Origin of the sequence: Exiguobacterium sp. UBA3491, assembly GCF_002377745.1 — a bacterium.
GTDB lineage: Bacteria > Bacillota > Bacilli > Exiguobacteriales > Exiguobacteriaceae > Exiguobacterium_A.
In genome coordinates this window covers 85,618-99,435 of sequence record NZ_DFQK01000030.1, presented here as the reverse complement: position 1 = coordinate 99,435, position 13,818 = coordinate 85,618, and the positions used below count along the sequence as shown (strand labels likewise).

Here is a 13,818-nt window from a genome sequence, read left to right as displayed (position 1 = left end):
GGGGGCTGTCTTATAGAAGACAATCACTTCAACGCTTCTTTTTTGCATAAAAACTAATAAAAATTCAATTGACAGTATAAAAATACATATGTTTAAATCGGTATAACATTCTTTGAAGGGGAGCGTACAGTTATGAAATGTACCATCATCGGAGTAACAGGATACACCGGAATTGAGCTATTAAGGCTATTAGAAGCACATCCTTCATTTGAGATCGTTTGTTTGATGAGTGATTCGATGGCAGGACAATCGATGAATGAGTTATTCCCATTCATGAATAAAAAAACGTATTCATTATTATCTTCCTTTTCCGTAGAACATTTAACGGAAACAGAGACAGACATAGTGTTCTTAGCGACACCGAGTGGAGTCTCGAAACAATACTTAGAACAACTTCAAAATTGGTCCGGTTACGTTATCGATTTAAGTGGTGATTTACGACTACCGTCTGAATCGTATGAAGCTTGGTATGATAAGGAACCAATTGATGCCCAGTTACAACAAAAAGCGACGTATGGTTTACCGGAATGGAATCGTCAAGCAATCAAAACGAGCAGATGGATTGCGAATCCCGGTTGTTATGCGACAGCGGTCCTTCTTGGACTAGCACCATTCGTAAAAGAGAAAAAAATCGATCCCTCTCAAATCATCATCCAAGCATCTTCTGGTCTAACGGGAGCAGGAAAGACGTTGACGACACAGACTCATCATGTCCATTCCAGTGAAAACGTTCGTTTATATAAAGTAAATCAACACCAACATATTCCAGAAATTGAACAGGCACTTCTCGAATGGAGCGGTTCATCGTATCCGATCACGTTCTCGACGCAATTATTACCGATCAATCGAGGCATCATGGCGATCATGACGGTCCAGCCGTTCCTTGATCAATCAGAAGCAGAATGGCGATCCTGGTTGACGGAACAGTATGCAACGGAACCGTTTATACGAGTACAACACAGCGATCCGGAGATTAAGTCCGTCGTGGGTAGCAACCACTGTGATTTGACCATCTATAAGGATGAACGGACAGGGCGCGTTACCATCGTTTCGGTCATCGATAATATGCAAAAAGGTGCTGCCGGACAGGCCGTTCAAAATGCCAACATTCTAGCAGGATTTGATGAAATGTCTGGTTTGACCCAACAACCGATCTTTATTTAAACACTTGGAGACGAAAGAGGAGGAACGCCTGTGTGGCAAGTACAAGTAGAGACCCCATTGACGATCACGACACCGAAGGGATTTCAAGCATCAGGGGTACACGTGGGGCTAAAGCGAAAGCGAAAGGATCTTGGTTTGATTTGGTGTGAGGAAGGAGCAAGTGCCGCAGCTGTCTATACGACGAATCAGGTGCAAGCAGCACCGATTACTGTGACGAAGCAAGCGATTCAGGCGTCACAAGGACGCATTCATGCCGTCCTCGTCAACAGCGGGAACGCGAATGCCTGTACGGGAGAACTTGGTCTATCACATGCGTATACATCACAACAAGCATTAGCGACACACTTCGGGATCGCTCCTGAACAAGTTGTCATCGCTTCGACTGGGATCATCGGTCAACCGTTAGCGATTGATACGTTACTAGCGGGCATTTCACAGTTGGCTCCAGGGCAGGATGACACGTCAGCCGATTCGTTTGCGCATGCGATTTTGACGACCGATACCGGTAAGAAATCAGCAGGACAACAATACATGCAAGGGGATGTCCAAATTTCAGTATGTGGTGTAGCGAAAGGGTCAGGGATGATTCATCCGAACATGGCGACGATGCTTGGATTCTTGACGACCGATGCGACGATTGAACCGGATGTCTTACAGACACTATTGCGCCGGACGATTCATCGGACGTTTAACTGCATTACCGTAGATGGAGACAGTTCGACAAATGACATGGTCATGATTTTAGCGAGTGGAGCTGCAGGGGGAGCGCCGATCGTTGAAGGTACGGACGAAGCATTCGCATTCGAACAGGCCATCGAAACGGTTTGTCAAGATTTAGCGAAACAAATTGCGCGGGACGGGGAAGGTGCGACGAAGTTAATCGAAGTGACGGTAAAGGGGACACAAACCGATGAAGTAGCGCGAATGGTCGCTAAACAAGTCGTCGGATCGTCTCTCGTCAAAACAGCAATCTTTGGGGAAGATGCGAACTGGGGACGAATCATCGCTGCTGTCGGAAGTATCAAGGAGCCGCTTGATGTATCAAACGTTGATATTAAAATTGGTTCGCAGTGGGTGTTACAACAGAGCATGCCTATTTTATTTGATGAAACAATCGCATCGCAGGACCTTGCGCAACAAGACGTCCGAATTCATATCAATTTGAATGATGGAGTAGGACAAGGACACGCCTATGGTTGTGACCTGACGTACGATTACGTCAAAATCAATGCGAGTTACCGGACATGACGAAACGAAAAGTTATCAAACTGGGTGGTAGTGTATGGGAGCAATTGGATGCGCGGTATTTCGAGGAATGAAAAGCGTGGGTCGAAACCGGTAACGAACTATTGATCGTGCATGGGGGTGGTCCACTTCTATCGAGTTACTGTGAACAAGAGGGAATCAAACCCGTGTTTCGAGATGGTGTCCGTGTGACGACGGATGGTGTGTTACTCGGGGCGCGACGGATCTTAGCAGGGGAAGTCCAATCCGGGATCGTCCAGCAATTGAATCAGGCAGGAATTCCAGCGGTCGGGATGAGCGGGTTAGACGGTGCGAGCGTCCATGGTAAAAAAGTCAAAGGACTCGGGGCAGTTGGTCAAATTACGCACATTCATCCACGATTGTTCACAGTGTTGAGTACGAATGGTTATGTGCCGGTCGTCACATCCCTTGTCACAGGGGAACAAGGTGTATTGAACAGTAACGGGGATGCGTGTGCCATTGCTGTCGCGAAGGCATGGTCCGTCGATCGATTTGAATTGTTGACGGATGTCGAAGGTGTAAAAGTAAACGGTGACTATCAATCAGAAATCACGTCTGCAGCTATCGAAGCTGCGATCGCGTCGGGAGAAATTTACGGGGGAATGATTCCGAAGGTCGAAGCGATGATGCAGGCCACTCAGCATGGTATTTCAGAGGTCGTCATTCGATCGGGAAAAAATGCGTTAGCTGCAGGGACACGAATCAAGGAGGAATTACATGAGTGCACTACTACCCACTTATCGACGTACTGATGTGGAATTGGTCAAAGGACAAGGATCAATCGTAGAAGATGCGACAGGAAAGACGTATCTTGATTTCATCATGGGAATCGCTGTATGCAACACAGGGCACCGTCATCCTTATGTTCAGCAACGGCTAGAGGAACAGTTGAACCGAATTTGGCATACGTCGAATCTGTTTCAAATCGCGGCACAAGAGCGGGTCGCCGAGCGACTGACGGAAGACAGTCATCTCAGTCATGCTTTCTTTTGTAACAGTGGTGCTGAAGCAAACGAGGCGGCGTACAAACTCGTTCGAAAATGGACAGGGAAAACAGAAGTTGTCACGTTTAAACAATCTTTCCATGGTCGGACATTTGCGATGATGGGCGCAACAGGACAGGAAAAAATCAAAGCGGGATACGGGGAGATGGTGAATGGATTCAAACATCTACCGTTTAACGAGATGGAAAGCCTATCAGCAATTACGAATCAAACTGCTGCTGTATGGCTCGAAATCATTCAAGGAGAGGGTGGGGTCGTCGTCGCTGACGATGCGTGGCTAGAAGCGTTGATGAAGAAGGCGCAGCAATACGATGTCAAAATCATCGTCGATGAAGTGCAAACCGGAATTGGTCGGACGGGTTCACGTTTTGCATTTGAGCAGACACCACTCGTACCGGATATCATCACGCTTGCGAAAGGACTTGGAAGTGGACTCGCGGTTGGTGCGCTACTCGCAACGGAAGAGGCAGCAGAAGTATTCACGCCCGGATCGCATGGTTCGACATTTGGTGGAAATCCACTCGCGATGACAGCTGCAGAAGCAACACTTGACCTCTTGTTAAGTGACACTGTCATGGCAGACATTCAAGAAAAAGGTGAATATTTACGTCAACAATTAGAAAAAAAATTACCCAAGTCGATCGTGAGTTCTATTCGTGGTCGTGGCTTGATGATTGGTATTGAATGTACGATGCCTGTCGCACCGCTGATTGACGGCTTACGTGAGAATGGTCTTCTTGTCGTTTCGGCTGGTCCTCATGTCATTCGCTTGTTGCCATCGTTATTCGTGACGGAACAAGAACTCACGCAAGCCATCGAAAAAATACAACTCGTTTGTCGACAGGAGGTCATCGTATGAAACAATCCGGAAAACTAACGCTTGCGAACGGAACGACGTTTACCGGTTCGTGGCAAGGAACAGTTCCAGTCAAAGGAGAAGTCGTCTTTTTTACTGGGATGACAGGATATCAGGAAGTCTTAACGGATCCATCTTATCAGGGGCAAATTCTTGTCTTCACATATCCGTTGATCGGTCAATACGGTATTCAAGCGGAGGCGTCAGAAAGCAACCAGATTCAAGTCGCTGGTGTCATCGTCCAAACTTTGGCTGAGGATGGGCAAGGAACATCACTCGCAAGCTGGCTAGGCGAAGCGAATGTTCCGGTTTTGTCGGGAGTCGATACGCGTTCCCTTGTACATCTATTACGGACAGAGGGCGACCAATTTGGAGACATGATGCAGGAGAATATGACAGTACCGGAGTCAGTAGACGCAGCATACATCGCTTCTGTGTCGACGACTTCAAACGTTGAATACGTTCCGGAAGTCGAAGAGGGTCATGTCGTCTGTATCGATTACGGTGTGAAACAATCGATGATCGATGCTTTGCTTGAACGGCATATGCGTGTGACGGTCGTGCCATACGATACGACACCGGAACGGATTCAAGCACTGGCACCAGACGGTCTGCTGTTTTCCAATGGACCTGGTGATCCGACGCAACTAGATCCATTCCTTTCAGAAATCCGTGAACTGGCGACGAGCTATCCGACACTTGGTATTTGTATGGGACACCAAGTTCTCGCTCATGCGTTCGGTTGTACCTTATTAAAACAACATCATGGACACCGAGGAGCGAATCATCCTGTACGTCATCTAGCATCCGGACAAGTATTCATGACGTCTCAGAATCATGGTTATGCCGTTGATGTTAAAAGCATCGAAGCGTCTGAGATGGAACTTGCGTATGAACACATCAATGATGGATCCGTTGAAGGATTGATTCATCCGGCTCTACCGATCATGACAGTCCAGTTTCACCCAGAAGCGAGTCCAGGACCGACAGAGGCGATGGTCGTCTTCGATCAATTCGTAAATACCGTATTACATCAGGAGGTAGCATATGTGGGATAAACAGAAAGTACTCGTCATCGGTTCGGGTCCGATCGTCATCGGACAAGCAGCAGAATTTGATTATTCCGGCACACAAGCCTGTCAGGCGCTTCGAGAAGCGGGATGCGAGGTCATCTTAATGAATTCGAATCCGGCTACTATCATGACGGATCCGAGCACGGCAGATCATGTCTACATTGAGGCGATGACTCTTGAAAAAGCAACAGCTATCATCAAACAAGATCGACCGTCCCATCTCCTAGCGACGGTCGGCGGACAAACGGCACTCAATCTTGCAATGTCACTCGAAGAAGCAGGAGTACTTGAGCAATACGGTGTCGAACTCCTAGGGACATCGCTTGAGACGATCCGAGACGGAGAAGATCGCGAACGATTCAAGCAAAAGATGATCGAGCTCGCGCAACCGCTCCCGGAAAGTCAAACGATCGAATCGTTAGCAGAGCTTGAAGAATTCATGGAAGTACATGGTGTCCCACTCGTCATCCGACCAGCCTTTACGCTCGGGGGAACGGGCGGTGGAATTGCGCTGACAAAGGACGAAGCACGTCTGCTAGCGCAAAACGGCTTACAAGCAAGTCCGATTTCACAGTGTTTGGTTGAAGTGAGTATTGCTGGTTATAAAGAAGTCGAATATGAAGTCATGCGTGACAGTGCAGATACGACGATCATCGTCTGTAACATGGAAAACATTGATCCCGTCGGTGTCCATACCGGAGACTCTGTCGTCTTTGCACCGATTCAATCGATTTCGGATCGAATGAATCAGCAATTGCGGACGGAAGCGCGTAAAATCGTGTCGCACCTCGGTGTCATCGGTGGATGCAATATCCAGTTTGCGATCCACCCGACGGAAGAACGCTACTTCGTCATTGAAGTCAATCCGCGTGTCAGTCGCTCTTCAGCACTTGCTTCCAAAGCGACGGGGTACCCGATTGCGAAATTAGCGACGCGTCTTGCACTCGGTGAGCGACTCGACGACTGTATCAATCCTGTCACGAAGGAGACGATGGCGAGCTTCGAACCGACGATGGATTATATCACGGCAAAAGTGCCTTGTTTCCCGTTCGATCTATTTACTGACAGTAACCGGACACTTGGTACACAAATGAAGGCGACCGGTGAAAGTATGGCAATGGGGAAGACGCTGGAAGAAGCGTTACAAAAGGCGTGGCGTGGTGCAGGAGTCGAGCAATCGCCTCTTTATCCGACATGGATGAAAACAGCGGAGGCTGGCGTATTGTGGAAAGAAATAAAAGTGCCGACGGACCGTCGTCTGCTCGCGATGTTAGCACTACTAGATCGTCAGGAAACGACCGTCGAAGAACTCGTCGAACAGACGAAAGTACAAGCTTTATTCGTCAAAGTACTCCAGCGCCTCGTCGATCAGCAACAAAAAATTGATTTATCGAATGAAAGTTCTTTAAAACAGACAAAAATGATGGGCTTCACGGACGAACAAATTGCCTTTCTGACGGGTGTCGGTGCTGTAGACGTCGAGCATTTACGTAAAGAGAAAGGCATCCTTCCTGTCTATCATATGATTGATACATGTGCAGGAGAGTTCAAGAGTGCAACTCCTTACTTCTACGGAAACTGGAATGGTCAAACGGAAGTCACTGCATCGACGAAAAAGAAAGTCGCTGTCATCGGTGCGGGACCCATTCGGATCGGTCAAGGAATCGAATTTGATTATTGTTCCGTTCACGCGGTACGTGCACTACAAGCATCCGGTTATGAAACGATCATGATCAACAATAATCCGGAGACCGTCTCGACCGACTTCGAAGTCGCAGATCGCCTATATGTCGAGCCGCTGACACTCGAAGACGTCATGCATGTCCTAGAAGCAGAGGATTGCCAAGATGTATTAGTCCAGTTCGGAGGACAAACGGGGATTTCGCTTGCGTCTGGTTTGGAGAACGCCGGTTATCATCTTCTTGGAACGACGGCAGCTGTCATCGATCAAATGGAAGACCGTGAGCGGTTCTATCAATTTTTAGACGACATCGGTGTCGATCGTATTCCAGGACAAGAAGTGGCGACACACGAACAAATGATAGAAGTCGCAACAACGATTGGTTACCCGGTCATGATTCGTCCTTCCTATGTCATCGGAGGTAAGGGGATGCATATTATCCACGATCAAGAGCAATTAGAGACGATCGTTTCCGAATTAGCATTCCCTGTCCTCGTGGATGCCTACCTCCAAGGAAAGGAAATCGAAGTCGATTGCATTACGGACGGAACAACGACGTACGTTCCGATTTTGATGGAGCAATTGGAACGGGCAGGAGTTCACTCTGGAGATTCGACGATGATTCTACCACCTGTATCGCTCAGCGCAACCGTTCAGAGCGAAGTAGAACGAATTGCACAGATGATCGGGCAACGGATGGATTATAAAGGAGCGTACAATATCCAATTCGTCTTGCATGACGATCAGGTCTACGTGCTAGAAATCAATCCGCGTGCCTCCCGCACGTTACCGATCGTCGCCAAAGTAACGGGTCAACCAATCTTGCAGTGGGCAGTCCAAGCTGCTGTCGGTCAAGCGGTCGCACTACCAACAGAACAGACGAAACTTAATTTCCATGCCGTCAAGACCCCTGTTTTTTCAACGCTGAAACTACAAGGAGTCGATCCGAAAACAGGCCCTGTCATGCGTTCGACAGGTGAAACGTTGCAATGGACGACAGACGGACTGGCACTGGAGCGTTTCATTTTCGACGAGACGACGAAACGACATTTGACCGCAAGAGACATCATCGTTGCTGGAGCAGATACCGAGGCATTCGGAACAGGTGTAGCGTTAGATGAAACGATCGACTGGGCACAATGTGCGATTTTCTATTCACACGTGACAGAAGAAAAAACGAGTCGCGAAGCAGCGCTTGCTGCCGGAGTACAAGTTCTGACAGAACCTGAACTAGCACAGTATCATCTACAAGCGGTAGAAAAGTCCCCTTGTGCTGTGAAGCCACTTCATACATGGACAGAGCCGATCAAGGAGGAAGTACAATGAAGACGATGCAACAACTGCAACATTTTTTGACGATGGCGGAACTGACGCCGGAAGCATTGACGGAGCTATTGGCACTCGCGAAAGACATCAAGCATCAACCAAGCGTTTACCAAAACGTATTAAGCCATAGAAAAGTGGCCTTATTGTTTGAAAAGGCATCGACGCGAACTCGTCTATCATTTGAAGTGGGTGTCGTCGAACTCGGCGGACATCCAGTCGTACTGAGTGGAGCAGATATGCAAATCGGTCGGGGGGAGCCGCTTTCTGATACGATTCAAGTCATGAGCCGTTACGTCGACGCCCTGATGATCCGGACGTTCGGTCATGAGATCGTCGACACGCTGGCGGCACACGGCACGATTCCAATCATCAATGGATTGACGGATCTACACCACCCGTGCCAAGTCCTTGCTGACTTGCTGACGATCGAAGAGACATTCGGAACCCGGCCTGGAAAGATTTTGACATATATCGGGGACGGGAACAATATGGCGCATTCGCTAATGATTGGTGGAGCGCTCAGTGGAATGGAAGTCCGAATTTGTGCGCCAGCAGCCTATGCTCCTAATCCACAAGTCGTTCATGAGGCACAAGCCATCGCAAAAGAAACAGGTGGAAATATCATCGTCATGACGGACCCTAAGGAAGCAGCGAGTGGTGCGGATGTCGTGTATACGGATGTCTTCGCAAGCATGGGGCAAGAGGAAGAAGCGACGATGCGTCTGCAAGCATTTGAAGGATATCAGGTCAATGCCGATATCATGAATCAAGCGAATGATGAAGCCATTTTCTTGCACTGCCTGCCGGCACACCGTGGGGAGGAAGTCACGGCAGACGTCATCGATGGCAAGCAATCTGTCATCTTCGATCAAGCCGAGAATCGTCTCCATGCACAAAAAGCGTTACTCGTCACATTACTTGGATAATCATAAAAGACTCGGTCGCCGATTTAGCGACCGAGTCTTTTAGTTGATGAAAGTTAATCGTAGTGACGCCGTGCTAATCGTTCCTCGTGTTCTTGTTTGACTTGTCGCTTATTTTTTTCGTGCAGACGTTTCATGAACGGAGTCGTTTGCCAGGATGGTGCCCAGTCAGATTCTTTTCCGGCACGGAGCGCGAGGATATAATCATAGCTCTGATGAAGTCGTTCAATCATCTCCGTTCGGACATCGCAAATGTGACCGTGTCCGGGAATCAAGAGTTTGACTTCATATTCATAAATGAACGACTCAAGTAGTTCGAGTGTCGTCAAATATTCAGAGGAATCGTGTTCAATCAAAGGGATTTCAATATCGGAAGCATAATCACCGCAGACTAACAAGTGAAGTGGCATGACGATGAAGGAAAGGTGAGTCGCTTCATGACCGGGCGTCATAAAGAAGATCAGCTTCGTCTGTCCAATCGTCAAAATCGTTTCAGACTCATGGATCACATGCGTCACATCTGGAAATAGCACGGGGGAGTCGATGTAAAATTCATCGTTAAAGTCTTGAACGGCTTTGAGCGCTTCTTGTCGATCGACATCGATGAACGGTTTAGAAGCGATGACGATGGCATCCGTAAAGGCGTAAGCACCTAAAATATGATCAAAATGAGCATGCGTATAGACGACATATAATGGTCGTTCACGACGCACGATTTCAACGTCTCGACGAATCGTTGCAATCTCATCAGGAAGCCAGCCAGGATCGACGACAATCAGACAATCAGGCGTCTCGATCAATGTTGAGGTCGTTTTCATAAGTGTACTTTGATAAATCGTCACGCCAGGCATTTTCATCTGAATCATACGAATCCTCCTTTACGAATCTCTATCTATATCGTTGTATACCCATAAATTCGTTGGAATCATCAGCAGAACCAATAAAAAAGACGACTCGCACGCCGCGAGTCGCCTGCCCTCTAGAGGGAAATGGTCCTAGACCTATGTTATGTCATAATTGGAGCGGGTGAAGAGAATCGAACTCTCGTCATCAGCTTGGAAGGCTGAGGTTTTACCATTAAACTACACCCGCGTATTGGCTACATGAAATATAGTAGCATAGCAAAGAGAGCATTTCCATAACTTTTATGAAAAAAGGCAATTTCTTTTGAGATTCAGTGTACAATAATACTAGTTAATCGTTTGCACTGGTAATCTTGATTTGTAATATGGGTAAAGTTGGGTAGAGGAGAGAGTGTCTGGTGAATGAAGTAAGAGTTTGGAGCGAACAGCCGATGGGAAAAGGATGGGAAGCAATTTGTCATCACCAATTCGATCGTCATCGCTTATTGATAGGAGAGTGGTTCCATAACGTAGGTGTACTTGCTTTTTCCATCAATCAAGATGCGGATTTGTTACCGGATGTCCTTCCAAACACATTCGATCTGCCGCTCGTCTCGGAACGTGTGCAGCGAGTCATTACAGCATATGCGCCCTTTTCTGTACAATGTCTCAAGGTACATCTTGAGACGAAGGACGGAGTGGTTCCGTACTATCTTCTCAATCTCTTATCTGTCAGTCGGATCGAACATTTACATACGACGGATGTATTCCGTCCGATTCCGAGACGGCGCGTCTATTTTTTGACAGAGCGACGAATCAGCGATTCGATATGTCCGCATCATCTTATGCGAGATGAGCGAACACATCGCATGTTCGTCTCTGCTCAACTCGCTCGACAATTCGAGCGTATGGCTGTGACGGGTATTCGCTTTGAAGAGATACAAAGAATGGAGGAATTCAAATGAAACAGTACACAGTCGATCATTGGATCACGCTAGAATATCCAAAGGTATTTGAATATCAAGAAGAAGAAACATACGTCAGTTTTTATTCAACAGACGAAAATGCAATGGGCACGCTACAATTATCCATTTATGAGTCCGATTCAGAAGAACTGACACCGTATGAAGCGGCAGAACAAGAAATCAATTTGTTGGTAGAAGAGTTCGGCATCGAACTGACGGGAGCACTTGAAGTCCGCCGTAATTCAACAAAAGAAGCATTGCTAGCAGTAGACGGGAAAGAAGAAGATATCTTCTTACGCATCTATGCGTATTCAGACGGGGAACGGCTAGTCCTATTGACATACTCCGCAGAACGCGAGACGCTTGAAATCGAGGAAATCGAAGCGATGATTTCTTCACTAACTTGGATTCAATGAAGTACACAATAGATTGTTCAAAAGGCAGCAGATCCAAGGATCTGCTGCCTTTTTGTATCGATCGATATGACTTAAGAAGAACGAGAAGATGAGCGTGTAGCTGCAGGGTTGACTTGTTTATTCAACCAGCTCGCGATATCTGCGAAAACGCGGATACGTTCGAACTCATGGAAGAGCTCGTGGCGTAACCCTTTATAAATCGTCAGCTGTACGGCATCGACACGGACACGGTTATACATATCGAACAGATGATGGATACCTTTGCCGTCAAATGCGACCGGATCATCGCCACCCGCGATCAACAAGAGCGGTAAATGTCGCGGGTGCTGATAGATGGAGGCAAGTGCGTTGACGAGTTTCGTTGCGTGCAAGAGTTCATGGAAGAACCCGAGTGTGACCGTTTGACCGGATAACGGATCTTCATCATAGCGCATGACGGATTGTGGATCCGAAGAGAGCCAGGCATTTTTCGATAGTGCCGGGAAGAAACGTAGATTATAGCGTCCGAAGACCAGTTGTCCGAAACGTTCAGTAAGATGTGTAGAAGAAAGCTGATTGATTTGGCGTTCGACGAGCTTTTCGCTGATGTTACCGAGTAAACCTGTGCTCGTCGGAGGGCCGCTCGCGATGATTCCTGCTACCGTGTGACCGAGTGTTTGACCAATCCGGCGAGCGATCAACGAACCAAAACTGTGACCGAAAATGAATACTGGTAACGTCGGGTAACGTTCTTTGATGTCAGAGACGAGTTCTTCTGCGTCCTGCATCAATTGATTAAAACCTTGATTAGGTTCAAGATGACCGAGTGTCCCGCGCTGTGCAGCTTGAGTTCCGAAACAGCGCAAATCTGCGATGATCGTGTGGTAATGATGAGCATAGAGGAATTCTGCGAATTCCTCATACCGTGCGCCATGCTCCATCATCCCGTGAAAGACGATCACGACTCCTTTCGAATCATGTGCTTCGAGGCTATGCAATGTCGTAGTATAGCCGTCAGAGGCTATCCAGTGTGAATGATCAATCGTCATGTAACTCATCCTCTCATTAAGAAAGTCCGAATACCTGTCCGTCTTCCGAAACGCCCATATGGAAGGCAGCAGGAACCGCGGGTAATCCCGGCATCGTTAATACATTCCCAGTCAATGCAACGATGAATCCTGCACCAATCGATGGTCGGATTTCACGAACTGTAATCGTGAAGTCTTCGACACGACCATACCGAGCGGGGTCATCTGTTAAAGAAAATGGCGTTTTTGCCATACAAATCGGTAAATGATTCAATCCCATCTCCGTACACCGTTCGAGTTCGCGGAGGGCTTTGTCTTCAAAATGAACGTCGGCTGCGCCATAGACACGTTTTGCGATACGTTCGATCTTTTGACGAAGCGGCAACTCGTCAGGGTACAGTGGACGGAACTGGCTTGGTTCCTCAAGTGCTTGCATGACTTCCGCGACGAGTGCTTCACCGCCGGCACCGCCTTTACTGAAGACTTCGCTTTCCGCCACACGAATATTTCGTTCCTGGCACCATGTCAAAATCATGTTCCGCTCGGCTTCCGTATCGGTGAAGAAACGGTTCAAGGCAACGACGGCAGGGACACCGAACAAGTTCATCGTCTCAACGTGTTTTTCAAGTAAAGCAAGACCATCCGTTAAGGCAGCGAGGTTTTCTTCGCTGAGTTGTGTTCTGTCTACACCACCATGCATCTTCAAGGCACGAACCGTAGCGACGATGACGACGGCATCCGGATGGAGTTCGCCAATCCGAGATTTGATATTGAAGAATTTCTCAGCTCCTAAGTCAGCGCCGAATCCTGCTTCTGTGACAACGTAGTCACTTAACTTCAACGCGGTTTGTGTAGCAATCAAAGAGTTGCAGCCGTGTGCGATGTTCGCGAACGGTCCGCCATGAATCAATGCCGGTGTTCCTTCGACGGTCTGAACGAGGTTTGGGCGGAACGCATCTTTTAGAAGCAACGTTGCAGCTCCTGATGCTTGAATATCCTTGACCGTAACCGGCTGTTGATCGTACGTATACGCAACGACAATGCGGCTCAGGCGTCGTTCGAGATCCGTGATAGAGTCTGATAGACAGAGGACAGCCATGATTTCGGAAGCGACCGTGATATCGAAGCCATCTTGACGCGGAACGCCATGTGCAGGACCGCCGAGACCAATCGTAACTTGGCGCAAGGCACGGTCGTTTAAATCAAGCACACGTTTCCAGACGATACGGCGTGGATCAATGCCAAGAATGTTGCCTTGATGCAGGTGATTGTCGAGCAAGGCACTGATTGTATTA

11 protein-coding genes, 1 tRNA gene and 1 pseudogene are annotated in these 13,818 nt (G+C 47.9%); 9 read left to right on the top strand and 4 right to left on the bottom strand.

Features of this window, described 5'->3' with window-relative positions; all coding sequences use genetic code 11:
• The first annotated feature begins 132 nt into the window (after positions 1 to 132).
• From argC to argF, 7 genes and pseudogenes are all read left to right on the top strand, one after another.
• The gene (argC, locus tag B4F99_RS11745) at positions 133 to 1,164 is read left to right on the top strand and encodes an N-acetyl-gamma-glutamyl-phosphate reductase (protein WP_290758113.1); all 1,032 of its coding nucleotides are present in this window, start codon (positions 133 to 135) and stop codon (positions 1,162 to 1,164) included.
• A 30-nt stretch (positions 1,165 to 1,194) separates the two neighbouring features.
• Positions 1,195 to 2,412 carry a bifunctional glutamate N-acetyltransferase/amino-acid acetyltransferase ArgJ gene (gene argJ / locus B4F99_RS11740; RefSeq protein ID WP_290758110.1) on the top strand — a complete coding sequence of 406 codons (1,218 nt, stop codon included), beginning with the start codon at positions 1,195 to 1,197 and terminating at the stop codon, positions 2,410 to 2,412.
• A gap of 86 nt (positions 2,413 to 2,498) precedes the next feature.
• Positions 2,499 to 3,182, top strand: a pseudogene (gene argB / locus B4F99_RS11735) (acetylglutamate kinase); the annotation flags it as partial.
• A complete protein-coding gene (locus tag B4F99_RS11730) occupies positions 3,148 to 4,293 on the top strand; it encodes an acetylornithine transaminase (RefSeq protein ID WP_290758107.1) in 1,146 nt (381 codons plus the stop codon). The pseudogene argB and the gene B4F99_RS11730, both read left to right, overlap by 35 nt.
• Positions 4,290 to 5,348 carry a carbamoyl phosphate synthase small subunit gene (locus B4F99_RS11725; protein WP_290758103.1) on the top strand — a complete coding sequence of 353 codons (1,059 nt, stop codon included), beginning with the start codon at positions 4,290 to 4,292 and terminating at the stop codon, positions 5,346 to 5,348. The genes B4F99_RS11730 and B4F99_RS11725 overlap by 4 nt, the downstream gene beginning before the upstream one ends.
• Positions 5,338 to 8,370 carry a carbamoyl-phosphate synthase (glutamine-hydrolyzing) large subunit gene (carB, locus tag B4F99_RS11720; protein WP_290758100.1) on the top strand — a complete coding sequence of 1,011 codons (3,033 nt, stop codon included), beginning with the start codon at positions 5,338 to 5,340 and terminating at the stop codon, positions 8,368 to 8,370. The genes B4F99_RS11725 and carB overlap by 11 nt, the downstream gene beginning before the upstream one ends.
• Positions 8,367 to 9,296, top strand: a complete 930-nt coding sequence (gene argF / locus B4F99_RS11715) for an ornithine carbamoyltransferase (RefSeq protein WP_290758097.1) — start codon at positions 8,367 to 8,369, stop codon at positions 9,294 to 9,296. Before carB ends, argF begins: the two co-directional genes overlap by 4 nt.
• Positions 9,297 to 9,349: 53 nt before the next feature.
• Here argF and B4F99_RS11710 read toward each other — a convergent pair whose 3' ends face one another.
• Positions 9,350 to 10,159 carry an MBL fold metallo-hydrolase gene (locus B4F99_RS11710; protein ID WP_290758094.1) on the bottom strand — a complete coding sequence of 270 codons (810 nt, stop codon included), beginning with the start codon at positions 10,157 to 10,159 and terminating at the stop codon, positions 9,350 to 9,352.
• 152 nt (positions 10,160 to 10,311) lie between these two features.
• Positions 10,312 to 10,385, bottom strand: a tRNA-Gly gene (locus tag B4F99_RS11705).
• Between the two features lie 169 nt (positions 10,386 to 10,554).
• Here B4F99_RS11705 and B4F99_RS11700 point away from each other — a divergent pair.
• Entirely contained in the window at positions 10,555 to 11,100 is a 546-nt protein-coding gene (locus tag B4F99_RS11700) for an imm11 family protein (RefSeq protein ID WP_290758091.1), read from the top strand.
• Entirely contained in the window at positions 11,097 to 11,516 is a 420-nt protein-coding gene (locus B4F99_RS11695; RefSeq protein WP_023467229.1) for a hypothetical protein, read from the top strand. Before B4F99_RS11700 ends, B4F99_RS11695 begins: the two co-directional genes overlap by 4 nt.
• A gap of 71 nt (positions 11,517 to 11,587) precedes the next feature.
• Here the strand turns inward: B4F99_RS11695 and B4F99_RS11690 are convergent, their stop codons facing one another.
• Positions 11,588 to 12,544, bottom strand: a complete 957-nt coding sequence (locus B4F99_RS11690; protein WP_290758088.1) for an alpha/beta fold hydrolase — start codon at positions 12,542 to 12,544, stop codon at positions 11,588 to 11,590.
• 16 nt (positions 12,545 to 12,560) lie between these two features.
• The coding region (locus tag B4F99_RS11685) for a formate--tetrahydrofolate ligase (protein ID WP_290758085.1) at positions 12,561 to 13,818 on the bottom strand (1,258 nt) is incomplete at its 5' end.